The sequence below is a fragment of the Pedobacter sp. Leaf132 genome (assembly GCF_920984695.1).
Lineage (GTDB): Bacteria > Bacteroidota > Bacteroidia > Sphingobacteriales > Sphingobacteriaceae > Pedobacter.
Genome location: NZ_CAKLBO010000001.1, coordinates 259,419 through 285,600 on the forward strand (window position 1 = coordinate 259,419; position 26,182 = coordinate 285,600).

Genomic DNA, 26,182 nt, shown 5'->3' on the forward strand with positions numbered 1-26,182 from the left:
TATACGTATTAACACCAAAGGCGAGCGAATTATAAAAAGATGTAAAATGGATGATGAACTTAGCCGTTTAATATACGATAGATTTGAACGCATTTTTTACCTTTAAGCCTATGAAATTATTGGTTGTTGCAGCTACAAAAGCAGAACTCACCTTTTTTTACCAGCACTTTAGTTTGCAGGAGGGTGATTTTATGGAAGAAAAGAAATTTGATGTTTTAATTACCGGCGTGGGTATGGTTGCAACAGCTTTCTCATTGGGGAAATACCTCACAGCATCCAGATATAACCTCGTTTTGAATTTAGGCATTGCCGGAAGTTTTGATAGAAGCATTGAGTTAGGACAGGTTGTAAATATTACGCAGGATACTTTTGCAGAACTTGGTGCCGAGGATGGAGATAACTTTTTAACCATTACAGATTTAGGTTTTGGCGAAAGCACTTATAAAAGTAAAAGCAATATTCGGGTTAATTTACCACAGGTTGCCGGTGTTACTGTTAATCGGGTTAGTGGCAATGATATAAACATTAAAAACCTGGTTAAACGTTTAAATCCGGCTACTGAAAGTATGGAAGGTGCGGCTGTATTGTTTGCCTGCCATCACGAAAAAATCGATTGCTTGCAGATACGAAGTATATCCAACTATGTTGAACCTAGAAACAAAGACAAATGGAAAATAGGTTTAGCCATTAAAAATCTAAACGATTGGGCGATTTCTTTTATTGGAGATATGAATTGATTATGACCAACTAATGCCGCATTGTTTTTTAATTTTGAAAAATGAGATAGCCATGTACCGAAACACTAAAACACAAATAAAGATACATGGCGTATCCTGTTTAACGATTAAAAACAATACGATCTGAATATGAAACTTACACTTGGTTTTTCGCCCTGCCCAAACGATACGTTTATATTCGATGCACTAATTCATCATAAAATTGATACCGAAGGTTTAGAATTTGAGGTTTTTTTTGATGATGTTGAAACACTAAATAAAAAGGCTCTACAAGGTGAGCTAGATATCACAAAGCTGAGTTTTCATGCATTTGCTTACGTGGCAAATCAGTATGCATTGCTTGATGCCGGAAGCGCATTGGGCTTTGGTGTTGGTCCGCTGTTGATTAGCAAAGAACAATTTGGCACTGATTTATCTGAGAATTTAAAAGTTGGCATCCCCGGCAAATATACCACAGCAAACTTTTTACTGGGAATTGCTTATCCGCAACTGCAAAATAAAAAGGTAATGGTATTCTCTGATATCGAAAAATCATTACTTAATAAAGAAATAGATTTAGGCTTAATTATCCACGAAAACAGATTTACTTATCAGGATAAAGGCCTGATAAAAATTATTGATTTAGGTGATTATTGGGAGAAATTAACCGGCTGTGCCATTCCGCTGGGAGGCATTGTAATCAACAGAAAACTGGATAAAGATATTCAGCTAAAAGTTAACAGGCTAATTAAAAAGTCGGTTGAATATGCTTTTGCAAATCCAAAATCGGGTATAGATTTTATCCGCGAACACGCTCAGGAAATGGAAGAGGCTGTAATGTACAAACACATTAACCTTTACGTAAATAAATACAGTGTTGATTTAGGTGTGGAAGGTAAAAAAGCAGTAAACACTTTATTTAACCTCGCCCAAGAACGAAATCTTATTCCGGCAATACCAACTGATTTATATATTTAGCAATGATTTTGAATGTTTTAGGCTTTAATTAAAACCTAAAACATCATTTTAAAATTTAGCTAACCAAAAGCTTATAACCTTTGCCGTGTACGTTTATAATTTCTACGGCAGAATCTTCCCGTAAGTACTTTCTTAACTTACTTAAAAAAACATCCATGCTTCGGCCATTAAAATAATTATCGTCGTGCCAAATAGAAAGTAGCGCTTCTTCCCTGGTTAAAACTGTGTTTTTTTTCAAGCATAATAAACGGAGCAGCTCAGCTTCTTTTGTAGAAAGCTTTTGCTGTATTTCATCGTGGGTTATAATTTGGGTTGTGTAATCGAAATTGTATTTACCAATAGAAAACTGACTTTCAGTAGCTTCTTCTGTAGCGCCAATTTTATTTGCAACTCTTTTAAACATTGCATTTATGCGTAGCAAAAGCTCCTCAATACGGAATGGTTTAGTGATGTAATCATCGCCGCCCAAATCATAAGCTGCAGATTTATCTTCGAGCATAGTTTTAGCGGTGGCAAAAATGATTGGCACTTGTGCGTTCACTTTTCTAATATCTTTACCTAAAGTAAAACCGTCTTTTTTAGGCATCATCACATCTAAAATACACAAGTCGAAACTTTGTTTATTAAATGCTTTTAAACCTTCATCTCCGTCGGTACATAAAACTACATCAAATTTACCTTTCAATTGTAGGTAATCTTGCAACAAAAGGCCAAGATTTGGGTCGTCCTCTACCAGAAGTATTTTTTTCATTTTATTGATTTTAATTAAGTAAACGCTGTTTTTGTATTAAACGCTACCAAAGCTTTGAGTAGAATTCTTTGTAACGGTTTAATTCAATTTGAAATATTGGATAAATTACGACCGGTGTTATGGTTTAATTTATGTACGGTAACATTATTTCGAAAGTTGTGCCTTTATCTTTTTCACTACTTACTTTAATCGTTCCATCCAGCTTTTTCACAATATCCTGCACATAATTTAAGCCTAATCCAAAGCCTTTTACATCATGTAAGTTACCGGTTGGCACCCGATAAAATTGATCGAAAATCCGCTTTGTATGCTCTTTGTTCATTCCAATGCCTTTATCCGCAATTTCTATAACCAAATTTTTACCAACGTTTCGGGTATTGATGCTGATATCGGGCACTTCTTTGCTGTATTTATTGGCATTATCTATCAAATTGTAAAGCACATTAGAAAGATGCAGTTCATCACCAAAAACAGTTGCATGTTCTGCATCGGTATTAATGTTTAAGATTGCATTTTTCTTTTGAAGCTGAAGACTCATACTATCAAGCACAATCATTATCAAATCGTTAATGTCAACTTCGGTGTTTTCCATTTTGAGTTCGCCTTTCTCAAGTCGGGCAATACTTAACACACGTTCAATGTGATTTCCCAAACGAACATTTTCATCATAAATAATACTTGCAAGCCGCTTTAACCGCGATTTATCTTCAGTTACTTCCGGGTCTTTTAGCGCTTCGCTTGCAATCATAATGGTTGCCACAGGTGTTTTAAACTCATGCGTCATATTGTTGATGAAATCTGTTTTCATCTCGGAGATTTTTTTCTGCCTAAGAATAGCGTAAAGCGTATAACTGAAAATAAAGACCAAAACCAGCAGCAAACCGACTGAAGATGCCAGTGTTGCACTCAAATTGCTTATGATTTCTGAATTTTTATTCGGAAATGTAACTTCCAGAATTCCCGGATCGCGAAATAAATCGTTCCCAAACAAGGTGGTTCTGTAAGTGTTTTTAGGTAAGAAATCTGCTGTCGAATTTGATGTTTGTAGATATAAAACAGAATCTTTCTGGGCTAATTTAACCCTGAAATTATAATTCTGATTAATGTTATGGTTTAAAAATTCTTGCTTCAATCGGTTATCTAACGAGATAAAATTTATCCTTTTGTTAAGCGGAATATCTTTTTCGGTCATTTCCTTTGCAACATCTTCCAGTAGGTTATACCCGTTTTTGTATGGGATGGTACCTTTACCCAATGCTGCAATTTTAAAGGCTAGCTGGCGCTTTGCTATAGCATCTTCACGTTTAAATTTCTTTTCTAAATCGTCAGAGATTTTCGGTAGCGTAACAAACAAGGGTTTACCTGTACTGGGTTCAAAAACCTGATATCTGATTGTATCAGGCAGCGTTTGTGCATTTCTAAAATCGAAGGTTTTAGTATTGCTGGTGTAAGGCTTCGAACGTAGACTTAAGCCTCTAAGCGCATAATTTTTTATGTCGATAACGGCTTCCATTTGCAAATCCAGCTTTGCGTTTCCACCCGGAGATAGGGATACAAATTCTACCTCCGAAATTACTTTAGGTGCCGAAAACCGTTTTCTAATCAAACTATCTTGCTGATTAAGGTAATTTTCGATTTCATTTTCTCTTTCTGCCTGTCTAATCTCAGAAGCCTCTGTAAATTGTTGCTTTAAATCTTTGATGTCCAGCTCACGTTGTCTTAAATCCTGACTGCGCTTTACCTTATTTTCAAAATCTTTTCTGGTAATTCTATCTGCAGCATTTAAACGCTGAACTTTATTAACTACAGATGTTAAAGTTTGATTAACCTGTTGATCGAAAAGCTGAGATTTTAAGTTATAAGCCTCCCTGATGTAATACAATTGCATTACAAATACACCAAGTAAAGCCACTGTCATTAAAACAGTAATTAACAAAAAACTTCTTTTCTTCATTTATGCATTTTAGTGGAAGCCAAAAGATTAGGCGTGCTGTAAAAAAACCATATCAACTTCAAAAATAATCATTAACGAAGCTAACTATTTGTTTTTAACATATTTTAACAGAGGTTACTAAACAAAAAATGCCGAGGCTAAAGCCTCGGCATGGTTCAAAATTGTTTGCTTAAAAAAGACTCTTTATTTAGAAAGGCAAATCATCATCTTCGCCTGCTGTATTGCTTACATCAACCGGAGCTGCGTACGCCGGAGTTGCTGCTGCCGGAGCACCTGCTGCAATAGCATTTATACGCCAGATAACCAAGCTGTTGAAATAACTTGTTTTACCTGATTTATCTGTCCACGGGCGACCGCGTAAATTAAAGAAAACCTCAACCTCATCGCCCGCTTTAAATGTGTCTAATAATGCAGTTTTATCTTGTAAAGCCTCAAAACGGATATATTCCGGATATGTTGGATTTTCTGCATATTCAACGATTAAATCACGCTTTTTAAATGTTTCGCTTACTTGCTGCGTGGCACCCACTTCGTGTACTTTTCCCTTAATTTCCATATTAAATACTACTTTATTGCACTATAAAGTTCAAATCTCTATAATTTTATTGATAACTTCGCATACAATATGATGCAAGTTTTCCACAATAAAAGCAAGGTTATCATAACCTGCAACAAACGCCTTTCTCCTTACTTACAAGAAGAAGTTTTGGCTTTAGGTTACACTATAGAAAGAGCTTTTCCAACAGGTGTTGAGCTTAATATTACCCTAACGGAATGTATTAAACTTAACCTTAACTTGCGCTGCGCAAGCCAGATTTTATACTCAATTAAAGCTTTTAAAGCCATAACCCCCGATGATTTATACGAAAATATTAAGGCAATTGAATGGGAGGAATTAATTGATTTTACCGGATATTTCTCTGTTACTTCCAACGTAGATAATCCTAATATTACAACGCCGCTTTTTGCTAACCTTAAAGTAAAGGATGCGATTGTAGATAGATTAAAAGAATTGAAAGGTATCAGGCCAAATTCAGGCTCTGATGCAAATAAAACTGTGGTGCATTTATATTGGAAAGATGCAGAAGCAGATGTTTTTATAGATACATCGGGTGAAACCCTAGCAAAACATGGTTATCGGAAAATTCCGGGTAAGGCGCCAATGTTAGAAGCTTTAGCTTCGGGAGTTATTTATGCAACCCAATGGGATAAAAAGTCGCCATTTATAAATCCAATGTGTGGTTCTGGTACGCTGGCTATTGAAGCGGCATTAATTGCAACAAACCGAGCGCCTGGCTTATATCGAATGAATTATGGGTTTATGCACATCATTGGTTACGATGAAGAAGTGTTTTTTGCTGAACGTAGATTGTTAAAAGAGCAGGTTATTAAGAATGTTGATATAAAAATTATTGCTTCTGATATTTCTGAAGATGCCGTTGAAGTAACCAGACGTAATGCAAAAACCGCTGGTGTGGATACTTTGATTGATTTTCAGGTATGTGATTTCGAATCTACACCTGTGCCAGAAGGCGGTAAGGGTGCAGTTGTTTTTAATCCGGAATATGGTGAGCGTTTAGGTGTTCATAGTAAACTGGAGCAAACTTATAAACGTATGGGCGATTATATGAAGCAACATTGTAAAGGTTATTCTGGTTATATTTTTACCGGCAACCCTGATTTGGCAAAAAAAATCGGGTTAAAAGCTTCGAAAAAAGTTGAATTTTATAATGGTAAACTAGATTGTAGATTGTTAGAATATGAATTGTATGATGGTACGCGAAGGCTGCCACAACCCGAGCTGTAATCGCCTATTTTTAAACGGATTGGCGGCATAATATTTAAGCGAATTTTTTAGAAAAAATTATAAATTTTTATTTTAACTTGTTGCATTAAATGTAAAAAACATATGTACAAAACGTATGTTTAAATACTACGCCGGACGTTTTAATGCAAAAAGTGTTTTTTTTAGATCCTTTTTGGAACAATTTTCGTTTATAAGCGTATTAGATTAAAAAAAAATCCTCACCCTATGGAAGATCAGATGGCTTTGAAGACGAAAAATGTTGCAGGGAACATTCGAAAAATCAGAGAATACCGTGACTACACTCAAGATTATCTTGCAGCAAAACTCAAGATTTCACAAAATGCTTACAGCAAAATTGAACTCGGCTATAGTAAACTTACTATAGAACGCTTGTTTCAAATTTCTGCAATCTTAGATATTGATGTAACACAAGTATTAACTATGGAACAATCTGAATTAATTAAAAGTATTTCTTCAGAAAGTAAATTGGAATCTGCGAGCGCTAAATAAACGTTAATCCAATTTAAAAATTAACCGCTCGCCTATCCTTTTCAACTATAAATTCTGATACCTTTGGGTATGCAGAATTATATAGAAAAAACAATCAACTTCGTAAAAAAAACCCTTGAACATGCTGAAGCCGGCCACGATTGGTTCCACATAGAAAGGGTTTTTAAAACAGCTCTCAATATTAACCAAATTGAAAAAGGCAACGAACTTATTATTTCTTTTGCAGCGCTTTTACATGATATTGCCGACCCAAAATTCAATAATGGCGACGAAGAGCTTGGTCCAAATGTGGCTGCAGATTTTTTAAAATCGATTAATGTTGAAGCAAGTATTATTGTGCAAGTAAAACTTATAATTCAAAACATGTCTTTCAAAAACAGTTTTGATAATTTAAGTTATACATCCAAAGAACTAAATATTGTGCAAGATGCCGATAGACTTGATGCTATTGGTGCCATTGGTATAGCAAGGGCTTTTACTTACGGCGGCTATAAAAATCGTGTGTTGTATGATCCTGAAATTAAACCCGAATTAAATCATTCTAAAGAAAGTTATAAAAATACAACCGCCCCAACGATTAATCATTTTTACGAAAAGCTTTTGTTGCTAAAAGATATGATGAAAACCGACAGCGGGAAAGCCATAGCACAAAAACGCCATGATTTTATGGAAAGTTATTTAACGCAGTTTTACCACGAGTGGGAAGGTAATTAAAAAATGAATGATAATTTTATGATTTAAAAACCCTTATGTATTCTTAAAAGGCGTTTAAAATACCGAATAATTGCTAATAAATTTAGTTATTTAGCTATATTTGTTAGTAAATTAAATCTATGTCTGACAGAATTCGTGAAAAGTTAAGTATTCTTGCTGATGCAGCAAAATATGATGTTTCATGCTCATCAAGCGGAAGCAACAGGAAAAATGATAATAAAGGCTTAGGCGATGGACATTCATCGGGTATATGCCATACCTACACAGAAGATGGACGATGCGTTTCGCTTTTAAAAATTTTACTAACCAATCATTGTATTTACGATTGTTTATTCTGTGTTTCCAGAAAAAGTAACGACATAAAAAGAGCAGCATTTACGGTAGATGAAGTGGTTGATTTAACCATGAATTTTTATCGTAGAAATTATATTGAAGGTTTATTTTTAAGTTCCGGAATTTTCAAAAATGCTGATTTTACCATGGAGCGTTTGCTGTTAGTTTGCAAAAAACTTCGATTGGAGCAGCGCTACAATGGATATATTCACCTAAAAACCATTCCGGGTGCTAGTGAAGAATTAATAAGAGAAGCCGGTTTATATGCTGATAGAATGAGCATAAATCTCGAAATGCCCACCGAAGCCGGTTTAAAATTGCTTGCACCTGAAAAAAATCACGAAGATGTTATCAAACCGCTTGATTTTGTGAACAAGCAGATGATACAACTCACCGAAGAAAAAAAACTTATTAAACATACGCCGAAATTTGTACCGGCTGGGCAAAGCACCCAAATGGTTATTGGCGCTACACCCGAAAGCGACAAGGATATAATGTATACGGCAAATGCTTTTTACAAAAACTTTGCACTAAAAAGGGTTTATTATTCTGGTTACGTACCAATTAGCAACGATAATAGGATGCCTATATTAGGCACTCAACCTCCACTTTTGCGTGAAAACAGACTCTATCAAACGGATTGGCTTATGCGTTTCTATGGCTTTAAAGTTCAGGAGATTTTGAATGATGCAAACCCTAATTTAGACGTTGATATAGATCCAAAATTAAGTTGGGCGATAAGAAATATGCAGCATTTTCCTGTAGATATTAATACTGCAGATTATAAAATGATTTTAAGAATTCCAGGCATTGGTGTAATGTCGGCTCAAAAAATTGTGCAAGCCCGCAAATTTGGCAAACTAAGGATTGACCAGCTAAAAAAAATCGGCGTAGCTTACAACCGGGCTAAGCATTTTATTGTTTGTGTCGATACGCCTTATCAGATAAAAGATTATCAGGGCACTCAAATTAAAGCGTTTATAATGGCAGATAGTCAAAGTAAATACCTAAAAACGCCTAGTAACCAAATGCTGCTTTTTTAGGAAGATAACAGGGAAATAAATGACATATATTTTTGATGGTTCTTTACCCGGATTATTAACTGCAGTTTTTGAGTGGTTTGAGCGTAAACCCGGCAAAGTTGTACTACAGTCATCGGCTGTGTTCCAACCAGAGGCGTTTGCAGAAAGTTTTACTATTGTTACTGATGCAGTAAAATCTGATAGGGTTTGGGCGGGTTTACAAAAACGAATGAAAAAAGATTGGCTCAGGAAATTCTATTGCAGCTACCTGTCTGAATTGCCAGAAGCATTTAACCACCTTTTCGAGTTTACACTATACATTTTTCAAAGCCAGAACGGAGCAGAGAATAATTACGGAAATGAGCATGTAATTGCACTGGCTAAATTTGCTAAAAGCGTAGAACGGGAAAAACACCGTATGGAAGCTTTCATACGTTTTCAAAAAACCGGAGATGGAATGTTTTATGCTGGTGTTGATCCAGATTTTAATGTTTTACCATTAATATCTAACCATTTTAAAAACAGATATGCCGACCAACAATGGATAATTTATGATTTGAAGCGTAAATATGGATTGCATTATAATTTAAACACAGTTGAAGAAATAACCATTTCTTTCGATAAGAATGTAAACAAAGCAAATCCGGCGGCTATTTTAATGGATGAAAAGGAAGAATTATATTCTGTTTTGTGGAAGGATTATTTTAAAAGTACAAATATTGTTGCCCGCAAAAACACCAAGCTTCATATCCAACACGTACCTAAACGTTATTGGAAATATTTGACAGAAAAGCAGTTGAGTTAATATTCTATTAACACAAAAAGCCTAAATTGCAGCATGAAATTAAGTGTGCTGGTTTTATTTACTGCTCTTGCCGTGGCTCTTTCTATAGGTATGGTAAACTTTTACTTTCAGCACAGCTGGTATTATTTGGCAATATCTTTTGGTGTATCGTTTCTAAGCAGCTTTTTGGTTTTTTATTATTTGCTTGAGAAATACATATACACTAAAATAAAGCTGATTTATAAGCTTATTCATAATTTAAAATTAGGTAAAGATTTAAAGGATGCCCTTGGCGAATACGTTAGCTCTGACCCAATTAATGATGTTGAGCTCGAAGTAAAGGAATGGGCAGGAGCTAAGAAAAAAGAAATAGATTTGCTAAAAAAACAAGAGCAGTTTAGAAGAGAATTTTTATCTAACGTTTCTCATGAGTTTAAAACACCACTTTTTGCCATACAAGGTTATATAGAAACTTTGCAGGATTGTCTTGTTGATGACCCGGACCAAGCTGTCATTTTTTTAAAGAAAGCTGAAAATAACGTTGAACGTTTAAGCTATTTAATTAATGATTTAGATTCCATTGCAAAGCTCGAAACTGGCGAATCGCCGATAAATTATCAAAAATTTGATTTTGTACAGCTGGCCAAAGAGGTTATGGAAAACCTTGAAGACCGTGCTAAAGCCAAAAACATTAAGCTATTTTTTAAAGACAAATACACCGCTTTAACCCTGGTTTCGGCCGATAGAGAAAAAATTCGTCAGGTTTTAATAAATTTAATGGTTAACAGTATAAAATATGGTATTGATGCCGGCGAAACAGCTATAAAAATTTTCGAGTTACATGATCAGTTTTTAATTGAAGTGACAGATAATGGAATCGGGATTGAAGAAAAACATTTACTTCGTTTATTTGAAAGGTTTTACAGGATTGATACGCATCGCTCTAGAGAAGTTGGTGGTACAGGTTTAGGCTTAGCAATTGTAAAACATATTCTAGAAGCACACCAGCAAACTATTTCGGTTAGAAGTACACCGGGCATTGGAACTACCTTTGCCTTTACCTTACATAAGGCTGGTTAAGTCATTTATTTGCGACCTGCATTCTCACCGATGAAACACTTTGCCTAACATCATAAACCCCTGCCTGCGGCAGGCAGGCGATATAAGTGACAGCCCCGAAATGCAATGAGGGCTACAGCGTTTAGCGGGACTGCAATTTCAAACGGAATACTTGCTTTCATTTTCAAAAAAATGACTTCGCAAATGCTATGCATTAATACACAGCGAGATAATTGATTAATATAATTAGTAAATTAACATTAAGTTAACATTGGGCTCGTAGCTTTGCAACATATTAAGAATTAACATGAACAATATTTTTAAGTTCTTTACACCTCAAGACAAAAAATTTCACCCGCTATTTGAGCAGGCTGGTAGCAATGCATTAAAAATTGCTGAAGCGCTTTTAGAAATGGTAAGTACTGCCGATGCAGAAACCAGGAAATCAATTTTTAAAGAAATTGAGCGTTTGGAGCACGTTGGTGATGATATTACCCACTCAATTTTTTTAGAGTTAAGTAGAAATTTTATTACGCCTTTCGATAGAGAAGATATCCACGCTTTGGCTACTGCAGTTGATGATGTTGCCGATTATATTTACGGTACAGCGAACAGAATGCAGATGTACAACATGAATACGATTAGCGAACCAATTGTAAAAATTGCTGAGCTTTTGGTGGAAATGTGTACTGATATTGATAAAGCGATTAAAGAATTACGCAGTTTCAAAAACATTCGTGTTATTGCCGATGCTTGTATCCGTATTAACAGCGGTGAAAACCAGGCTGATTATGTATTTACTCTAGCGGTTGCCCGTTTATTTGAATACGAAACCAATGCAATTGAATTAATTAAACAAAAAGAGGTTTTACAAACAATAGAGAAGGCAACAGACAAATGCGAAGATGTAGCAAATGTGCTTGAAACTATTTTAGTTAAAAACGCTTAATAAAACACAAACATGGTAACTACCTTATTGGTTGTTGTTGTAATTCTAGCTATTGCTTTCGATTACATAAACGGTTTCCACGATGCCGCTAATTCGATTGCAACAGTTGTTTCTACAAAAGTTTTAACACCGTTTCAAGCCGTTTTATGGGCCGCATTATTTAATTTTGCAGCCTACTTTTACTTTACCGACCACAAAGTTGCCAATACAGTTGCTAAAACTGTAATTGAGAATTACATCACATTAGAAGTTATTCTTGCGGGCTTAGTTGCCGCAATTATCTGGAATCTTTTAACATGGTGGTATGGTATTCCTTCGAGTTCATCGCACACGTTAATTGGTGGTTTTGCAGGTGCAGGTATGACACATGCCTTACTTACAGGTGCAAGCCCGATGGATGCTGTAAACATGGGTTACGTTGTTAAAATCGTATCATTCATTGTATTGGCACCAATAATTGGAATGGTCATTTCAGTGGTTTTAACGCTAATTATCATTAATATTTGTCGCTACGCCAAACCTGCCACAGCCGAAAAATGGTTTAAACGTTTGCAATTGTTATCATCTGCAGCTTTAAGTTTTTTCCATGGTGGTAATGATGCACAAAAGGTTATGGGTATTATTGCTACTGCTTTAATTGCGGCAAAGGTAATTCCTGATTTTGAGGCGATGCCTTCATGGGTTCCAATTGCATGTTATTCTGCAATATCATTAGGTACTATGAGTGGTGGGTGGAAAATTGTGAAAACAATGGGTTCTAAAATTACCAAAGTAACGGCTTTAGAAGGTGTAGCTGCAGAAGGTGCGGGTGCAATTACTTTGGGTATAACAGAGCATTTTGGTATCCCGGTTTCTACCACGCATACCATAACAGGTTCAATTGTGGGTGTTGGTGTTGTAAAAAGTGTGTCAGCAGTACGTTGGGGTGTAACCATCAACTTAATTTGGGCATGGATTTTAACCATTCCGGTTTCTGCGACGTTAGCCGCCATTATTTACGCAACTATTTATTACCTAAAATAAAAATTTTAAAATCATTCTTGTTAAAGACTAAGGCAAATTGCTTTAGTCTTTTTTGTTTTTAGAGATTTTAGGAAAACAATAGAGTGTAGCTTTTGGGGAAAAGCAGTCCCGCTTTCCCTTTCAATCTTTTAAACCTATAAGGTTTTTAAAACCTTAATAGGTTAAGTAAAAGTATTTTCACTGCAATCGGGTTTAAAATGATTGTAAGTAATTCTTGGGAGCGTCTGCTCTACTAAGCGCTATTCTGAATGTTGGCGAAGCGCATCCTGAATGAATAGTAAAAAGAGGATTTGAAATCCTCTTTATTTTAACTTCGAGATGCCTTACAGAACATCTAGAAGAGCTGGGAAAAGCAGTCCCGCTTTCCCTTTCAATCTTTTAAACCTATAAGGTTTTTAAAACCTTATAGATTGAGTAAAAGTATTTTCACTGCAATCGGGTTTAAATGATTGTAAGTAATTCTTGGGAGCGTCTGCTATACTAACCGCTATTCTGCATGTTAGCGAAGCGCATCATGAATGAATAGTAAAAAGAGGATTTGAAATCCTCTTTATTTTAACTTCGAGATGTCCTGCAGAACATCTCGAAGAGCTGAAGTTATCTATAAACCACCCTTCATTTCTTTTGCAACTTCTTGCGATAGAACACCATCACTTTTTTCTAAATATTCAACAATTTTTGCTTTGTTACGTGAGGAATGATTTTGGCTCATTTTAAAAACATGGTCTAATTCCGTTACCAAAACTTCAAAACCCGTAATTGCTTTTAAATGTTTTTGTATGTAAGCCTCATCCATTTTATGGAAGGCAGCAGCACTATTTTCAGGATTCTCGTACTTATCCGTTAAATCTTTAATTACCTGGTAAGTTTCATCACTGTTTAAAAGCTTAATAATTCCTTTAGCTTGCACAGTTTTATAATTCCAGGTTGATGCTGAAGCTGGTTCTTCGTATACAGATGCACTTATATAGGCATGTGCACCCGTAAAAATTGCCATTACATTTGGGTTTCGCTCAAAGGCTTTGCAATGGTCGGTTTTGGTCATGATGTGACCAATCAATTTTATATTATCACCATCTACAACAGTTTTAACCGGAACTTGTGTAGCTACCGGAAATTCGCCATCAAAACCAATTAAGGTTATAAAATTGTTTTTGTGCATAAATTCAAGAACTTCATCTTGATTATTGGCAGTATAATAAGGGAGTTTGTACATGATTTAGGCTTATCGTCATTGCTAGGCATAGCCTGCCCCGACAATTCGGGGAAGCAATCTTTATGCTTTCGCTAATACTAATAACCAGTCGTTTTATTGTTGCTTTTCCGAAAAAGCCGGAAAAGGCTATACTTATTAGGACAGGTTTTTATAAAAATATTTTCAGAATCGTTCCTTTTCGAAAGCCATGGTTTAATTTTAAAACTTAACGCTTAACTCAACTTTGTCGGCGCCATTTTTAGGTAGAACCCAATCAGGCCCGGTCAATATTAGTCTTTTAGCTTCTGCATCAGCAGCTTTGTTAAGCGATTTAATAACCACTACATTTGCAGGCCGACCATTCTTTTTTATCCTAAAACTTAAAACAACGAATTGTTCAGGACCTTTCGGATTGTAAAGTTTATTGTTGCTTTCTAAATACTGTGCATAATTTACAGTAGAAACCGGAACTGGTTTATTTGCTTCCGCTGCATTTTTATCAAGATTTTCTACAGCTTTTAATACAATTTTCGGCGCAGCCGGTGGAATTGCATTTCTCCTTGCCGATGAACCTGTTATTACAGCAATTTCATTTAACGAATAGTTTCCACTCAGCGCCATTCTAATGGCATTCGGGTCAGTTGTAACCGTTTTATCATCAAAACCCTGTGCTTTTACCAATATTTCTTTGTTCTTATCTGTACTATCAACCGGAAGCGAGAAATAACCTTTGGCATTTGTAGTTGTAATGGCTTTTGTTCCAGCTATTTTTATAACCGCTCCAGAAACTGGTAGTCCATTTTGCGCAACTACATTGCCACTGTAAATCAATGCATTGTTAGATAATGTTCCGCCAGAATATGCAATGGCATCGCTACTTGCAACTTCCGCACTAGCTTTTGCTTTCTTCTCGGCGTATGGCGCAACGCTTCCCATTACAACGGGCACAGCTTGTTTAATAGCGGTATTTTGTACATCAACCATGCGATCTTGTTTGGCGGGCACATTATCGGCAGCTGCAGCAACTATCATCGCATTTTTAGACGTAGAAGGTACTTTACCATTCTCTGCTAAATCTCCAGATTTTGCATCAACAATAGCTTTATCAATAAAGGCTGTACTTGCAGCTTCGGTAATTGGTTTTTCGGCTTCTTTGGGTTTTGTTATGGCTAAATCGCTTTTTGGTGCCACATCAACCAGTACACCGTTTGATTTTCTTGAGGCAATTTCTGCATTTTTACGATTGGTTTCTCGCATGAAAAACAAAATGCTAACGGCAATAAATGCCACGGTAGCCGTAGCAGCAATACTTAAACGTTGTGTGGTAATGCCCCACATTTTACGTTTAATTGGTTTTTCTGAAATTCTATCGTAAAGCTGTTTTTGTAGTATAGAAATATTTTGCTTACGCTTTGGTGAGTGTTTTAATCCCTCTAAAGCTTCTGCAACGAAAGGATCTTCCAATGCCTGGCGTTCTACAAAGTGCATAGCCTTTGCATCAAGCTTACCATCAAGGTAATCCTCAAGCACATCAATATCTAACCAATCGTTATTCACCGCTATTTTTCTCTATACAAATCTTTAAATTCCGCTTTCCGTTTTGAATATAGCTTTTAACTTTAAGCATGTCGTAACCCGTAATATCGGCTACTTCTTTATAACATTTCTCTTGTAAATAAAATAAATCTACGCTTTTTCGCTGTTCTTCTGGTAAAGTTTCCATGCACTTTTCCATTATGGTAAGCTGCGTTTCTTTTGTATTGTCAATATCCAGATGCACAAACTCCGTATTTTCCACAAAAGTTTCATCAATAGAAACGTTATTTTGCTTGGAAGATTTCCTCAAAGCCATTAAGCAATGGTTTCGGGTTAACACATGCAGCCAGCTTTTAAAGTTTTGAACTTCGTGTACCAATAATTTATGCACCAACTCTTCAAAAATTTGCATTACCGCATCTTTGCTCAATTCTTCATCCTTAAAATAATTTAAGCAGACCCCAAAAACCAAATGCATGTATTTGTTGTAAAGCGAACCCAACGAGTCTAAATTGCCAGTATTTTTATACTCGGCAATTAATTCTGCATCTTCTTTCTGGTTGTTACCAGCTGTGTTTTTTATAAACTTCAAAAAATTGGGTAGCTAAGGCAAATTATCATTCAAGTATAAAAAATATTTTCGATTGAGGTATTATAAAATCATTTGTAGTTATCTTTTTTGATAAGCAAATTCTATACATTTTGGTTAATATAGTCTCGCTTTTGTTTTTCGTCTTCTTCGTCATTTCGACTGAAGTGCATCGGAATGGACAAATCTTTGAATTTATTAGTTAGCTCCAAAGATTTAGCTTTGCTGAGCACTTCGTAATGCTCCACTAAGGGTTTAAGTGACATATTTACTTTTTTCTAAAAACCTCTTCATTAAACACCACAAAAAATTTATGGCAGTTGTTTTGCATAGCAAAACTAAACACGCACAAAATGAAGAAAATTAATATTCTATCTACATCTCTGGCATTAATATTATTTACAAATCAAGAGGTAAATGCTCAGTTTAAATTGAGCGACATTTTTAAAAAAGTAACAGAAAAAACAACTACAACAAGCGCCACCGGCACACCAACAACATTCGAAATTGGGCAAGGAATTAAAGAAGCTTTACAGATTGGTGTTTCTGCCGGTGCCGATAGGCTTTCGGTTAAAGATGGTTTTCTTGGTAACCTGGCTGTTAAAATTTTAATGCCTCCAGAAGCCCAAAAGGTAGAAAGAACACTTAGGGGAATAGGCTTAAATAAACTTTGCGATAATGTAATTACAAGCTTAAATAGGGCTGCAGAAGATGCCGCAACCGAAGCTAAGCCTATATTTATATCTGCAATTAAGCAAATGACTTTAACCGATGCTACAAATATTCTTCTAGGTAATAAGGATTCTGCCACAGAATATTTTAAGCGTGTTACAACAGCACAGCTGATGCAGAAGTTTAGTCCGATTGTAACTACCAGCTTAAATAAAGTAAATGCAACGAAATATTACAGCGATTTAACTTCGCAATATAACAGGTTGCCTTTAGTTAAGCCCGTAAACACCAATTTAACTGAGTATGTAACTCAAAAAGCCATCGAAGGTTTATTTGTCGAAGTTGCAAAAGAAGAATTAAAAATCAGAGATAACTTTAGTTCCAGAAGCACAACCTTGCTGCAAAAGGTTTTCGGCTACGCCGATAAGAAAAAAGGTTAAGTCTTATTAAAATCATAAAGCAAAAAGATTCGGGTTTCAAAAGCGCCCGAATCTTTTTGTTTAAAAACTATTTGTAAAATTGTGCATGACTAATATCTCGGGCAAATTCGCAATATTTTTAATTTTATGTGTAGCCATTATTACTTCTTGCAACAATAATGAAACCACAAAAGAAAGTTCAAATGCTATTTTAGATACTGTTTCTTTAGGCAATAAAAATTTTGCTTTGGCTTACCAGGATGAAAGTAAAATTGTAGCAACAAGTATTGATACAATGAAACAGATTTCTTTTGGTGGCGCGGCAAATCCGGCAATTTCTCCTGATGGTAATAAACTGGCTTACACCATAACTGATAGCTTAGGGCATAGAAGTATTTGGGTTGCCGATATGGAAAATAAAAGCCAATTACAATTAAGGGCAAATAGCGGAAATTATTATCAGGCAATGTGGTCGCCTAGCGGAAAAATTATTGCCTTTAATATTTTCAATGAAGAAAATCTTTGGAAAATAGGTATTGTTAAGCCAGATAACACGGGGTTTTTGGTGTTGGATGCAGCATCTAAATTAAACGTTTATTCGCCAACTTGGAAAGGTGAAAAGGAATTAGTGGCCCATGATTTAATAAACCTTTACACTTTCGATATTTCTGGTAAGCTGATAAACACACAGGCAATTTCATCTTTAATTGGTGGTAATTTTGGTGTATCAAGCGGTAGTCGTTTCTTTTTTACTAATGATGGAAAGAAGTTGGTTTTTAATGCTGTTAGCAAACAAAATGGAAAAAGCGAAGGCGTTTGCATTTTAGATTTACCGAGCAAAAAAGTATCGCAAATTTCTCCTGCCGGAATGGATGTGCCTTATGTTTTTTTAACGGCTGATGATAGGATTTTTTTTAGCGGTTCTGAAAAATCTGCAGGCAGTAAAATTTACGTTTCAGATTTAAAAGGCAATAGTAAATTACTGGTTGATAAAGGCACTTACCCTACGGGTGCTTTAAAGTAGTTATAAGTTTACAAGGTTTTTAACTCGCTTATAAAACTTCATAATATATTACGTTGAGATTCCTTCCCCGAATTGTCGGGGCAGGCTGTGCCTCGCAATGACGTGATTGCAAATTTTTTGACGCTTAACCATTGTTTCTAAATCTGATTGTAATGCCTGCCTGCCGGACAGGTAGGAAAAGCAGGGCTGAATTACACCAAAAACTACTTCCTTCCGTTTCAAAAATAAAAATCTTTAATTTTAGTTACGCTTCTCAACCTTCCTTCAAAAAAAAATAAAATAATTTAAAGTAATATTGGTTTCCATCCGTCTATTGGTTTAATAAATACGAATAGTGCCAGCAAACGAATCTCAAAATATAATTTCTACCGTTGCCAGTTATGGCAAGCGCTTATTCAGTTTTATCCGTGGTAGGGTAAATACGGATGAGGACGCAGAAGATATTTTGCAGGAGGTTTGGTATCAGCTAAGCAACCAACCTGAGGCCGGAGCCATTGAGAAGATTGGCGGTTGGCTTTACCGTGTTGCCAAAAATAAAATTACCGACCGCTACCGAAAGCAAAAAGATGTACTGATTGATGATTTGAGCTATGAAGATGATGAAGGCGAAATAAATTTCAGAGAGATTTTACTGGCAGAATCTTTTTCGCCGGAAGAAGAAAGTTTGAAAAAGCTTTTTTGGGATCAGCTTTTCTTAGCCTTGGCAGAGTTGCCAGAAAATCAACGTTATGTTTTTGTACAGAATGAGTTAGAAGACAGAACCTTCCAAGAGCTTGCAGATGAAACTGGCGAAAATATTAAGACTTTAATATCGAGAAAAGGATATGCAGTGAAACACCTGCGGAACCGATTACAAAATTTATATCAAGAATTTATAAACTATTAATTTAGCAGGAGATGAGAAACAGAAAGTTTAGTAAAGGCAAGAAATTTATTTTCTTTTTACCTGTTATAGCGCTAATTGCTGCCGCTTTAGGCTTTATTGTTATGTATTTATGGAACTGGATTTTACCAGAAGTTACACATGCCGGAAGATTAAATTTTTGGCAAGCTTTAGGTTTATTAGTTTTATGCCGCTTACTTTTTGGTAACTTTAATAAAGGTGGTGGAGGTGGAAATCGTTTCCGTGAAAAGGCAATGGGTATGCGCTCGAAATGGCAAAGTATGAACGAGGAGGAGCGGGCAAAATTTAAGGAAGAATACAAGCGAAGATGCAGTGGGTGGGGGCATCGTAATAAAGAATAATTTTAAAGCCAGCTGAAAAGCTGGCTTTTTTTAATCGCGGTCATCTTGTTGATTTTTTGTAGATTTTGTTTTTTTGTCTTAGCCAGACGGGCTTTCCACTTTTTCTTGATAAAAAGTGGAGCAAAACCGAGCCTTTCGGCGAGTTCATGAATACCAATAAAATATAGAAAAAGATGAATAAATCAAGGCTTGCATCTATTTGTGTAAAAACTCGATAAACTGTTTTCGAAAATAATTTGTTAGGCTTTCCCCTTTCACGCATCTCCGCACAGCTGAAAATTATTTTATTCAGTGCTTTATGATTGAAACTGCAAACAGTTTCTTCGTTTTTTCCTGCAAATATCTGCTATGCCTGTTTTCGCAACGATGAAAGATTGTGGTATTGATTTTCCTTTTTACAGATTCAGGTTTTCGTTTATAGTCTTCGCCAGACGGGCTTTCCACTTTTTCTTGATAAAAAGTGGAGCAAAACCGAGCCTTTCGGCGAGTTCATGAATACCAATAAAATATAGAAACAGATGAATAAATCAAGGCTTGCATCTATTTGTGTAAAAATTCGATAAACTGTTTTCGAAAATAATTTGTTAGGCTTTCCCCTCATCACGCATCTCCGCACAGCTGAAAATTATTTTATTCAGTGCTTTATGATTGAAACTGCAAACAGTTTCTTCGTTTTTTCCTGAAAATATCTGCTATGCCAGTTTTCGCAAATATGAAAGATTGTGGTATATGATTTCCCTTTTTACAGATTCAGGTTTTCGTTTATAGTCTTCGCCAGACGGGCTTTCCAATTTTTCTTGATAAAAAGTGGAGCAAAACCGAGCCTTTCGGCGAGTTCATGAATACCAATAAAATATACAAACAGATGAATAAATCAAGGCTTGCATCTATTTGTGTAAAAATTCGATAAACCGTTTTCGAAAATAATTTGTTGGGCTTTCCCCTTATACGCATCTCCGCAAAGCTGAAAATTATTTTATTCAGTGCTTTATGATTGAAACCGCAAACAGTTTCTTCGTTTTTTCCTACAAATATCAGCTATGCCAGTTTTCGCAACGATGAAAGATTGCTTCCTTCTCGCATGCTTGTTCCTCTAATTTCGGTATCTGGGTTAAACCCACAATCTTAAATTTCCCTCTTCAAGGAGAGGGATTGCACACATTAGATTTCCCGAATTCCTTTCACAGGGTGAGGTTCTTTACCTTAGATTTCTCAGGTGCTGAATAAAATCAAAATTATTTCAAGTAAAAATAAACTGCTTACGTCTACCTATTTAAATAACAAGAAATAATAAAATGAAGAAGATATTAAAAGCTATAGGATTTGGAATTGTACTCGGTGCTACCATGTTCTTTGTTCCATTCATATTTAAATTTATTCTGATTGCAATGGTAATCGGTATGGTTGCGAGATTGTTTGCTTACCGAAAACGCAGGCATTTTATGGAAAGGTTTGCTGAATTTGAACCTCAGTTTTCAGGTGTTGTGCCAATTGATAATCAATGGTATAAGCCTACAATTCAGGGAGATGGTCAGTTGCAGTATATTAATGTAAATTATTACGAACATGAAAGCATTTAGAATATTATTAGCACTAACAGTTGCAGGAGCAACATTTTACAGCCTAAATGTTTTGGCGGTTCAAAACGGCTACAAAGATAGGCTGGATTTTAAAAACCGGAATTACCACGATAATAACTGCCACAATGAATATAGAAAGCATCATGCTTTTAGTCACCACGGCAGTAAAACTGAAGATAGTATAATTACACCAATTGATAGCCTTAAAAAATAACCTAACATGTCACAAGTTTTATTTTTAAGCAAACCATCGCAGAATGAAGTTAATCCAATTTTGAGTTTAGCCAGCGAAATGATTACCCGTGGCGAGCAAGTTACTTTCTTCAGTTCGGATGAATTTAAGTTGCCCATAGAGCACATTGGTGCTGATTTTAAAGCTTATGCCACAAGTTTAAATGTTTTTAACAAGAGTGAAGAGGGAAATCAGAAATCGGGTTTAATAACAGCTCTTTTAGAGCCGATGAAGTTTATAGATGGTATTGTAGAGCAAATTAAAGGATTAAAGTTTGATTATGCCGTCTTTTCTCCAGCTTATCCTTATGCAAATATCATTACCCAAATGCTGGCTATTCCCAAAACACAATATGGTGTTTCAATTTAATTAAGAGATTTAACAATAAATATAAAACAATGTATAAAGAAGATAGATGCCATAACGGCAAAATGAATAGAGGTTGGGGCGGAAGGTTTGGTCATCACCAAAGCAGAAGATTTACCCGCCATGCAGAACATTTTTTTACCAGGTTTAGAAATGTAACCGCTAACATTGAAGAAACTGATGAGAATTTTATTATTCATTTGTATGCGCCTGATTTAAAAAAAGAACATTTAAAGGTAGTAACCAAAGATGATGTTTTAACTATTTCTTACACACCTAAAGATGATGCTGAAACGGAAAGAAAATTTAGCAGAAAGGAATATGCAAATGGCGCATTCGAAAGAGCTTTTGCTTTAAATGGAAAAGTAATGATTGAAAATATATCAGCTGGGTATGCTGATGGAATTTTAAAAATACAGCTTCCTAAAAATCCCGAAACCAATAAACCAGCTGTGAATATTGCTGTAAATTAAGGTTTCGTCTATTATAATGTTAAGGGGCTGCCTCAAAACCAAAATTTGGTAGCTGGCTAGGAAACTTTAGTTCATTTTCCTGTCATTACCGCGAAGTCAAAATTAAATTGGGAATAACGAATGTCCAAAATATTAGTTGTACACACAGTAAATCAATTTTTTTGTGGCAGCCTCTTTTTTTATAAAATATTAACGTTGTTTTTTGATAGATAAGGCTGAAGAAGCAAATCATCATTATTTAATTCAGTTACCAGATAGCTAATGCTTTCAATCGGGCAAACTTTTAATCTGAGTGTAATTTCTAACTTTTCAGAAATGCACAATACCGCTGATTTTTTTGAAGCTGCAAGCATCGCTTTTTTTAATTGATTAATTTCCCAATCCGTATCCGTCATGCCTGCATCTGGATGCAATGCGCTAGTACCCATCAGGCATAAATCTACTTTTATCTCTGACAACTGATTAATCACGCTACCGCCGTACGATACCTGAGAGTTCTTGGAAAATGAACCTCCAATTAAGATAACTTCAATGTTATTGTATTTCGCCAATTCAACGGCAACTAAAGGGCTTATTGTAAAAAAAGTTGCTTCTAAATTTTCTGGAAGTTGCTTAACAAACTCCAATACAGTTGTGCCACCACCGGTTAAAACAACCATGCCATCTTTAATTAAGCTTGTTGCTTTTTTTGCAATAATGATTTTACTATCGCGAGCATAAACGGTACTATCATCAAAAGAAGAATGGTAAGATTTAGATAATGCTCCACCATGAACTTTGTAAAGCTTACCCAAATCAACAAGTTCTTGCAAATCTCTTCTTATAGTATCTTCAGATACATTAAGCAGTTGAACCAAATCTGAAGTGAGCACGCGATTGTGCAAATTGATTTGGCGCATAATGAAATCATGGCGTTCTTTTTTAAGCATTGTTTGTTTGGTTTATGCTAATGTAGAAAAAATATTAAATAATTGCGTGTTTTTGCGGTTTTTTGCAATTATGTATCGTTGGTTGTAAATAAAAATATTAGTTGTTTGTTCTATTATTAAAAAACATTTATGATATTAGCTAAAATATTGATAAACATGCGGTATTGTGCGTGTTTAGAAATACCAACTAACAAACTTAACAACTGATCAAATTTATTTATTCCTTACAGGCAGTTTATGAAAAAAAAACTACTATTAATTTTTATTGGTACGTTTTTGTTGCTGGCACAGGCCTTTGCGCAACAAATTACCGTTACTGGTAAGGTAACCTCTTCGGATGGGCCGATACCGGGTGTTTCTGTTAAAATAAAAGGAGGCACAACAGTAACTCAAACCAATGGCGATGGAAATTATTCCATCAAGGCCCTAAAAACCGATGTTTTAACCTTTTCTTACGTAGGTTATGCTTCTGTAGAAAGAACGGTTGGAAACAACACAACGATTAACTTAAACATGCAAGCCGATTCAAAAGGTTTGGATGAGGTTATTGTTACAGCTCAGGGTATTGAACGTTCTAGCAGAGCATTAGGCTATGCAACTCAAACTATAAAAGGTAATGAAGTTGCTCAAACCCAACGCGACAATTTTTTAACAGCCTTGCAAGGACGTGTTGCAGGAGCAACGATTACACCAACTAACGGTACTCCAGGAGCTTCAGCTACCATGATTATTAGAGGTGGTGTTTCATTGGATGGTGACAATCAGCCTTTATTTGTAGTAGATGGACTACCGATTTCTAATAGGACTTTTAGTGAGTATAATTTAGTAGGTCAAGGTACATTTAATCGTCAAAACGATTACGGTAATAGAGCGATGGATATTAATCCAGAGGAAATTGAAAGCTTAACAATTTTGAAAGGTCCTGAAGCATCGGCATTGTACGGTACACAAGGCGCTTCGGGTGCGGTAATTATCACTACAAAAAGAGCAAAAGCAGGTACTGCCCGTGTTGATTACAGTAATTCTTTCAGGGTTGAAAACGCTTACCGTTTTCCGGATATTCAAACTACGTATGGTGGTGGCGCAGGCGGTATTTTTGATGAAGAAGTAAGAACCAGGACATTCTTCGGCGCTAAATATCCGGCTAATAGACCAATTTATGATAATGTTGGTAATTTCTATAAGACTGGTTTTACCCAAAAGCATAATGCATCTGTAGAAGGCGGAAGTGATAAACTATCTGTAAGAGCATCATTAGGTTATACAGATCAATCAGGTGTTATTCCGGGTACCGGATTTAAGAGCTTAAATGCAAAAATTACAGCTTCGGCAAAAATTAGCAATAAACTCAAAATGAATGGTTCCATAAATTTTATCAATTCCAAAACAGATAAAACTTATAAAGGAGCTAATAGTCCGATGCTAAGTTCCCTAACCTGGCCGTTGGTTGATGATATGCGTAATTACCTTACGTCTACCGGAGATAGGAGAACCATCACAGGAGGTTATAATTTAGAGTTAGATAATCCGTACTGGGCAGTTGAGAAAAATCCAAATACAGAAAAAAACAATCGCGTTTTAACAAATTTTGGTATCGACTATACACCAACAACTTGGCTTAGTATGACTGCACGAGGCGGAGCGGATGTTTCTGCAGGGCAAGGAATGTCAGCTTATCATCCACAATCCTACGCATCTAACGTTGCTGGAACTGTGTACTCTGGTGGGGGAATTAACACATTTAATTCTAATGAAAGAATTTTTAACGGTTCATTTGTTGCATCCCTTAAAAAGGATTTTGGCAAATTTAAGCCTGTTTTAAGATTAGGTACAGACATTACAGATAACTCATATCAAGTAAATGCACAGTTCGGAACTAGGTTTTACCAGCCAAGTTTTTACAGTATGAATAATACTGACCCAACCACACAACGTGTTGCTTATACTGATGAATTAAGGAGAAAGGTTGGATACTTCGCATCGGCAGAACTGGGTTATGACAATTTTTTATATTTAACTTTAACAGGTAGACAGGATTTATCTTCAACGCTGCCAATTAACAATTACAGCTTCTTTTACCCTGCAACATCTTTAAGTTTTGTTTTCTCAGAATTAGCACCTTTTAAAAAATTAGATTGGTTATCATTCGGTAAACTTCGTGCCTCATGGGGTCAATCAGGAAAAGATGCAAGAGTTGCCTATGTGACTAAAACTAAATTAATTGCACAATCTACAACTGGTGGTGGTTTTGCAACAGACGTTACTGCCGGTAATCCTGATTTGGAGGCAGAGTTTACTACCCAAAAAGAAGCAGGTGTTGAGCTTGGATTCTTTAACAATCGTTTATCAATTGATTTTAGTTATTACAAAGCATTATCAAATAAGCAAATCACAGCACCGCGTTTAAGTTATGCAACAGGGGCAATTCTTCAATACATTAACAGTGGAAAGATTGAATCTCAGGGGTTTGAAGTTCTAATAAAAGGAACTCCGATAAAAACAGAAAATTTTGCTTGGGATATCTCTGCAAATGCTTCTAGAAATAGAGGGAAAATTACATCTTTACCTGGCGATCAGGAAGTTTTTTATGTATCTGATAGTTGGTTATTTGATAACGTTAGAGCTCAATATACTGTGGGTTCGTCTATATCTGCCTTTGCTGGTATCGACTACCTTCGTAACAATGATGGGCAAATTCTTATTAACCCGCAAAATGGCATGCCTATCAAAGGAAGTAATTTTACACCTATCGGAGATAGAGCGCCTGATATTTCTGTGGGTTTAACCAATAGTTTCACTTACAAAAATTTTAACGTATCCTTTTTGTTAGACATGAGAAAAGGGGGTGACATCTATAATGCAACCGAACTATATCTTTATGCAAGAGGAATGTCTAAGCTATCAGAGGATCGTGAAGTACCGAGAGTTATTGCCGGGGTTCTTAAAGATGGTTTAGAAAACTCGGGTAATCCTACAAAAAATAATATACTAGTAACCCCTTATATTACAACAAGTTATTATTCAACTTATTACAATACATTAGATTTTCTTCAAAAAGATGTGAATTGGATTAGATTGAAAGACATTACTTTAAGTTATAGCCTACCTAAAAGGATATTCGAAAGAAGTAATGTATTTAAAAGTGTGAATATCTTTGCAACTGGAACAGATTTGCTGCTAATCACGAACTACAAAGGTGTAGATCCTGCTGTTAATGGTTTAAGTGCAGCATCAGGTGGTCTGGGTGGAACAGGGATCGATTTTGGTTCATTTGGTTTACCACGTGGATATAACTTTGGTGTAAGGGTTGGATTTTAATTAG

General features: G+C 35.7%; 26 protein-coding genes. 19 read left to right on the plus strand and 7 right to left on the minus strand.

Annotated features, from left to right (window positions below; all coding sequences use genetic code 11):
- The first annotated feature begins 110 nt into the window (after positions 1 to 110).
- Positions 111 to 737: a futalosine hydrolase gene (mqnB, locus tag LUA86_RS01075; RefSeq protein ID WP_231458695.1), complete on the plus strand. Its 627-nt coding sequence runs from the start codon at positions 111 to 113 to the stop codon at positions 735 to 737.
- Positions 738 to 866: 129 nt separating this feature from the next.
- The gene (locus tag LUA86_RS01080; protein ID WP_231458696.1) at positions 867 to 1,694 is read left to right on the plus strand and encodes a menaquinone biosynthesis family protein; all 828 of its coding nucleotides are present in this window, start codon (positions 867 to 869) and stop codon (positions 1,692 to 1,694) included.
- A 55-nt stretch (positions 1,695 to 1,749) separates the two neighbouring features.
- Here the strand turns inward: LUA86_RS01080 and LUA86_RS01085 are convergent, their stop codons facing one another.
- The 3 genes from LUA86_RS01085 to LUA86_RS01095 form a co-directional block, all read right to left on the minus strand.
- Positions 1,750 to 2,445 carry a response regulator transcription factor gene (locus LUA86_RS01085; RefSeq protein WP_231458697.1) on the minus strand — a complete coding sequence of 232 codons (696 nt, stop codon included), beginning with the start codon at positions 2,443 to 2,445 and terminating at the stop codon, positions 1,750 to 1,752.
- A 124-nt stretch (positions 2,446 to 2,569) separates the two neighbouring features.
- Positions 2,570 to 4,399, minus strand: coding sequence for a sensor histidine kinase KdpD (locus LUA86_RS01090; RefSeq protein ID WP_231458698.1), 1,830 nt, complete (start codon positions 4,397 to 4,399; stop codon positions 2,570 to 2,572).
- A 187-nt stretch (positions 4,400 to 4,586) separates the two neighbouring features.
- Positions 4,587 to 4,955, minus strand: a complete 369-nt coding sequence (locus LUA86_RS01095) for a DUF3127 domain-containing protein (protein ID WP_231458699.1) — start codon at positions 4,953 to 4,955, stop codon at positions 4,587 to 4,589.
- A gap of 72 nt (positions 4,956 to 5,027) precedes the next feature.
- On the opposite strand from LUA86_RS01095, the gene LUA86_RS01100 reads away from it, so the two are divergent.
- The 8 genes from LUA86_RS01100 (at position 5,028) to LUA86_RS01135 (ending at position 12,600) form a co-directional block, all read left to right on the plus strand.
- Positions 5,028 to 6,206 (plus strand): class I SAM-dependent RNA methyltransferase, encoded by a 1,179-nt coding sequence (locus tag LUA86_RS01100; RefSeq protein WP_231459250.1) that lies wholly within the window; start codon positions 5,028 to 5,030, stop codon positions 6,204 to 6,206.
- Positions 6,207 to 6,431: 225 nt separating this feature from the next.
- Positions 6,432 to 6,716, plus strand: coding sequence for a helix-turn-helix domain-containing protein (locus tag LUA86_RS01105; protein WP_231458700.1), 285 nt, complete (start codon positions 6,432 to 6,434; stop codon positions 6,714 to 6,716).
- Between the two features lie 69 nt (positions 6,717 to 6,785).
- Positions 6,786 to 7,430: an HD domain-containing protein gene (locus tag LUA86_RS01110; protein ID WP_231458701.1), complete on the plus strand. Its 645-nt coding sequence runs from the start codon at positions 6,786 to 6,788 to the stop codon at positions 7,428 to 7,430.
- 119 nt (positions 7,431 to 7,549) lie between these two features.
- Complete coding sequence (locus LUA86_RS01115) at positions 7,550 to 8,806, plus strand: putative DNA modification/repair radical SAM protein (protein ID WP_231458702.1); 1,257 nt, start codon at positions 7,550 to 7,552, stop codon at positions 8,804 to 8,806.
- A gap of 19 nt (positions 8,807 to 8,825) precedes the next feature.
- Positions 8,826 to 9,590 carry a TIGR03915 family putative DNA repair protein gene (locus tag LUA86_RS01120; protein WP_231458703.1) on the plus strand — a complete coding sequence of 255 codons (765 nt, stop codon included), beginning with the start codon at positions 8,826 to 8,828 and terminating at the stop codon, positions 9,588 to 9,590.
- 33 nt (positions 9,591 to 9,623) lie between these two features.
- Positions 9,624 to 10,649 (plus strand): cell wall metabolism sensor histidine kinase WalK, encoded by a 1,026-nt coding sequence (locus LUA86_RS01125; protein WP_231458704.1) that lies wholly within the window; start codon positions 9,624 to 9,626, stop codon positions 10,647 to 10,649.
- Between the two features lie 286 nt (positions 10,650 to 10,935).
- The gene (locus LUA86_RS01130) at positions 10,936 to 11,577 is read left to right on the plus strand and encodes a DUF47 domain-containing protein (protein ID WP_231458705.1); all 642 of its coding nucleotides are present in this window, start codon (positions 10,936 to 10,938) and stop codon (positions 11,575 to 11,577) included.
- A 12-nt stretch (positions 11,578 to 11,589) separates the two neighbouring features.
- Positions 11,590 to 12,600: an inorganic phosphate transporter gene (locus LUA86_RS01135; protein ID WP_231458706.1), complete on the plus strand. Its 1,011-nt coding sequence runs from the start codon at positions 11,590 to 11,592 to the stop codon at positions 12,598 to 12,600.
- Positions 12,601 to 13,201: 601 nt separating this feature from the next.
- On the opposite strand, the gene LUA86_RS01140 is transcribed toward LUA86_RS01135, so the two are convergent.
- The 3 genes from LUA86_RS01140 to LUA86_RS01150 all read right to left on the minus strand — a co-directional run bounded on the left by LUA86_RS01140 (position 13,202) and on the right by LUA86_RS01150 (position 15,923).
- On the minus strand, positions 13,202 to 13,816 hold the full coding sequence (locus LUA86_RS01140) for an FMN-binding negative transcriptional regulator (protein WP_231458707.1): 615 nt from the start codon (positions 13,814 to 13,816) through the stop codon (positions 13,202 to 13,204).
- Positions 13,817 to 14,014: 198 nt separating this feature from the next.
- A complete protein-coding gene (locus LUA86_RS01145; protein WP_231458708.1) occupies positions 14,015 to 15,352 on the minus strand; it encodes a carboxypeptidase-like regulatory domain-containing protein in 1,338 nt (445 codons plus the stop codon).
- Complete coding sequence (locus LUA86_RS01150; protein WP_231458709.1) at positions 15,345 to 15,923, minus strand: RNA polymerase sigma factor; 579 nt, start codon at positions 15,921 to 15,923, stop codon at positions 15,345 to 15,347. Before LUA86_RS01150 ends, LUA86_RS01145 begins: the two co-directional genes overlap by 8 nt.
- 350 nt (positions 15,924 to 16,273) lie before the next feature.
- Between LUA86_RS01150 and LUA86_RS01155 the strand changes: the two genes are divergently transcribed.
- From LUA86_RS01155 to LUA86_RS01190, 8 genes are all read left to right on the plus strand, one after another.
- Entirely contained in the window at positions 16,274 to 17,032 is a 759-nt protein-coding gene (locus LUA86_RS01155; protein ID WP_231458710.1) for a DUF4197 domain-containing protein, read from the plus strand.
- 85 nt (positions 17,033 to 17,117) lie between these two features.
- Positions 17,118 to 18,035 (plus strand): hypothetical protein, encoded by a 918-nt coding sequence (locus tag LUA86_RS01160; RefSeq protein ID WP_231458711.1) that lies wholly within the window; start codon positions 17,118 to 17,120, stop codon positions 18,033 to 18,035.
- Between the two features lie 334 nt (positions 18,036 to 18,369).
- Positions 18,370 to 18,921: an RNA polymerase sigma factor gene (locus LUA86_RS01165; protein WP_231458712.1), complete on the plus strand. Its 552-nt coding sequence runs from the start codon at positions 18,370 to 18,372 to the stop codon at positions 18,919 to 18,921.
- Between the two features lie 11 nt (positions 18,922 to 18,932).
- Positions 18,933 to 19,280 (plus strand): hypothetical protein, encoded by a 348-nt coding sequence (locus LUA86_RS01170; RefSeq protein ID WP_231458713.1) that lies wholly within the window; start codon positions 18,933 to 18,935, stop codon positions 19,278 to 19,280.
- Between the two features lie 1,295 nt (positions 19,281 to 20,575).
- Entirely contained in the window at positions 20,576 to 20,860 is a 285-nt protein-coding gene (locus LUA86_RS01175; protein WP_231458714.1) for a hypothetical protein, read from the plus strand.
- Complete coding sequence (locus tag LUA86_RS01180; protein ID WP_231458715.1) at positions 20,847 to 21,074, plus strand: hypothetical protein; 228 nt, start codon at positions 20,847 to 20,849, stop codon at positions 21,072 to 21,074. Before LUA86_RS01175 ends, LUA86_RS01180 begins: the two co-directional genes overlap by 14 nt.
- 6 nt (positions 21,075 to 21,080) lie before the next feature.
- Positions 21,081 to 21,461 carry a hypothetical protein gene (locus LUA86_RS01185; RefSeq protein WP_231458716.1) on the plus strand — a complete coding sequence of 127 codons (381 nt, stop codon included), beginning with the start codon at positions 21,081 to 21,083 and terminating at the stop codon, positions 21,459 to 21,461.
- A gap of 29 nt (positions 21,462 to 21,490) precedes the next feature.
- Positions 21,491 to 21,931, plus strand: a complete 441-nt coding sequence (locus tag LUA86_RS01190; RefSeq protein WP_231458717.1) for an Hsp20/alpha crystallin family protein — start codon at positions 21,491 to 21,493, stop codon at positions 21,929 to 21,931.
- 179 nt (positions 21,932 to 22,110) lie between these two features.
- Here LUA86_RS01190 and LUA86_RS01195 read toward each other — a convergent pair whose 3' ends face one another.
- Complete coding sequence (locus tag LUA86_RS01195) at positions 22,111 to 22,860, minus strand: DeoR/GlpR family DNA-binding transcription regulator (protein ID WP_231458718.1); 750 nt, start codon at positions 22,858 to 22,860, stop codon at positions 22,111 to 22,113.
- A gap of 237 nt (positions 22,861 to 23,097) precedes the next feature.
- Between LUA86_RS01195 and LUA86_RS01200 the strand changes: the two genes are divergently transcribed.
- The gene (locus LUA86_RS01200) at positions 23,098 to 26,178 is read left to right on the plus strand and encodes a SusC/RagA family TonB-linked outer membrane protein (RefSeq protein ID WP_231458719.1); all 3,081 of its coding nucleotides are present in this window, start codon (positions 23,098 to 23,100) and stop codon (positions 26,176 to 26,178) included.
- Positions 26,179 to 26,182: the final 4 nt, after the last annotated feature.

What these genes read in the sequence shown, in the direction of transcription:
- mqnB (WP_231458695.1), top strand. Translation starts at nt 111, where the DNA reads ATGAAATTATTGGTTGTTGCAGCTACAAAAGCAGAACTCACCTTTTTT.
- LUA86_RS01155 (WP_231458710.1), top strand. Translation starts at nt 16,274, where the DNA reads ATGAAGAAAATTAATATTCTATCTACATCTCTGGCATTAATATTATTT.
- LUA86_RS01120 (WP_231458703.1), top strand. Translation starts at nt 8,826, where the DNA reads ATGACATATATTTTTGATGGTTCTTTACCCGGATTATTAACTGCAGTT.
- LUA86_RS01095 (WP_231458699.1), bottom strand. Translation starts at nt 4,955, where the DNA reads ATGGAAATTAAGGGAAAAGTACACGAAGTGGGTGCCACGCAGCAAGTA.
- LUA86_RS01140 (WP_231458707.1), bottom strand. Translation starts at nt 13,816, where the DNA reads ATGTACAAACTCCCTTATTATACTGCCAATAATCAAGATGAAGTTCTT.
- LUA86_RS01130 (WP_231458705.1), top strand. Translation starts at nt 10,936, where the DNA reads ATGAACAATATTTTTAAGTTCTTTACACCTCAAGACAAAAAATTTCAC.
- LUA86_RS01190 (WP_231458717.1), top strand. Translation starts at nt 21,491, where the DNA reads ATGTATAAAGAAGATAGATGCCATAACGGCAAAATGAATAGAGGTTGG.
- LUA86_RS01080 (WP_231458696.1), top strand. Translation starts at nt 867, where the DNA reads ATGAAACTTACACTTGGTTTTTCGCCCTGCCCAAACGATACGTTTATA.
- LUA86_RS01115 (WP_231458702.1), top strand. Translation starts at nt 7,550, where the DNA reads ATGTCTGACAGAATTCGTGAAAAGTTAAGTATTCTTGCTGATGCAGCA.
- LUA86_RS01125 (WP_231458704.1), top strand. Translation starts at nt 9,624, where the DNA reads ATGAAATTAAGTGTGCTGGTTTTATTTACTGCTCTTGCCGTGGCTCTT.
- LUA86_RS01180 (WP_231458715.1), top strand. Translation starts at nt 20,847, where the DNA reads ATGAAAGCATTTAGAATATTATTAGCACTAACAGTTGCAGGAGCAACA.
- LUA86_RS01185 (WP_231458716.1), top strand. Translation starts at nt 21,081, where the DNA reads ATGTCACAAGTTTTATTTTTAAGCAAACCATCGCAGAATGAAGTTAAT.
- LUA86_RS01085 (WP_231458697.1), bottom strand. Translation starts at nt 2,445, where the DNA reads ATGAAAAAAATACTTCTGGTAGAGGACGACCCAAATCTTGGCCTTTTG.
- LUA86_RS01090 (WP_231458698.1), bottom strand. Translation starts at nt 4,399, where the DNA reads ATGAAGAAAAGAAGTTTTTTGTTAATTACTGTTTTAATGACAGTGGCT.
- LUA86_RS01175 (WP_231458714.1), top strand. Translation starts at nt 20,576, where the DNA reads ATGAAGAAGATATTAAAAGCTATAGGATTTGGAATTGTACTCGGTGCT.
- LUA86_RS01170 (WP_231458713.1), top strand. Translation starts at nt 18,933, where the DNA reads ATGAGAAACAGAAAGTTTAGTAAAGGCAAGAAATTTATTTTCTTTTTA.
- LUA86_RS01160 (WP_231458711.1), top strand. Translation starts at nt 17,118, where the DNA reads ATGACTAATATCTCGGGCAAATTCGCAATATTTTTAATTTTATGTGTA.
- LUA86_RS01195 (WP_231458718.1), bottom strand. Translation starts at nt 22,860, where the DNA reads ATGCTTAAAAAAGAACGCCATGATTTCATTATGCGCCAAATCAATTTG.
- LUA86_RS01110 (WP_231458701.1), top strand. Translation starts at nt 6,786, where the DNA reads ATGCAGAATTATATAGAAAAAACAATCAACTTCGTAAAAAAAACCCTT.
- LUA86_RS01200 (WP_231458719.1), top strand. Translation starts at nt 23,098, where the DNA reads ATGAAAAAAAAACTACTATTAATTTTTATTGGTACGTTTTTGTTGCTG.
- LUA86_RS01100 (WP_231459250.1), top strand. Translation starts at nt 5,028, where the DNA reads ATGCAAGTTTTCCACAATAAAAGCAAGGTTATCATAACCTGCAACAAA.
- LUA86_RS01105 (WP_231458700.1), top strand. Translation starts at nt 6,432, where the DNA reads ATGGAAGATCAGATGGCTTTGAAGACGAAAAATGTTGCAGGGAACATT.
- LUA86_RS01135 (WP_231458706.1), top strand. Translation starts at nt 11,590, where the DNA reads ATGGTAACTACCTTATTGGTTGTTGTTGTAATTCTAGCTATTGCTTTC.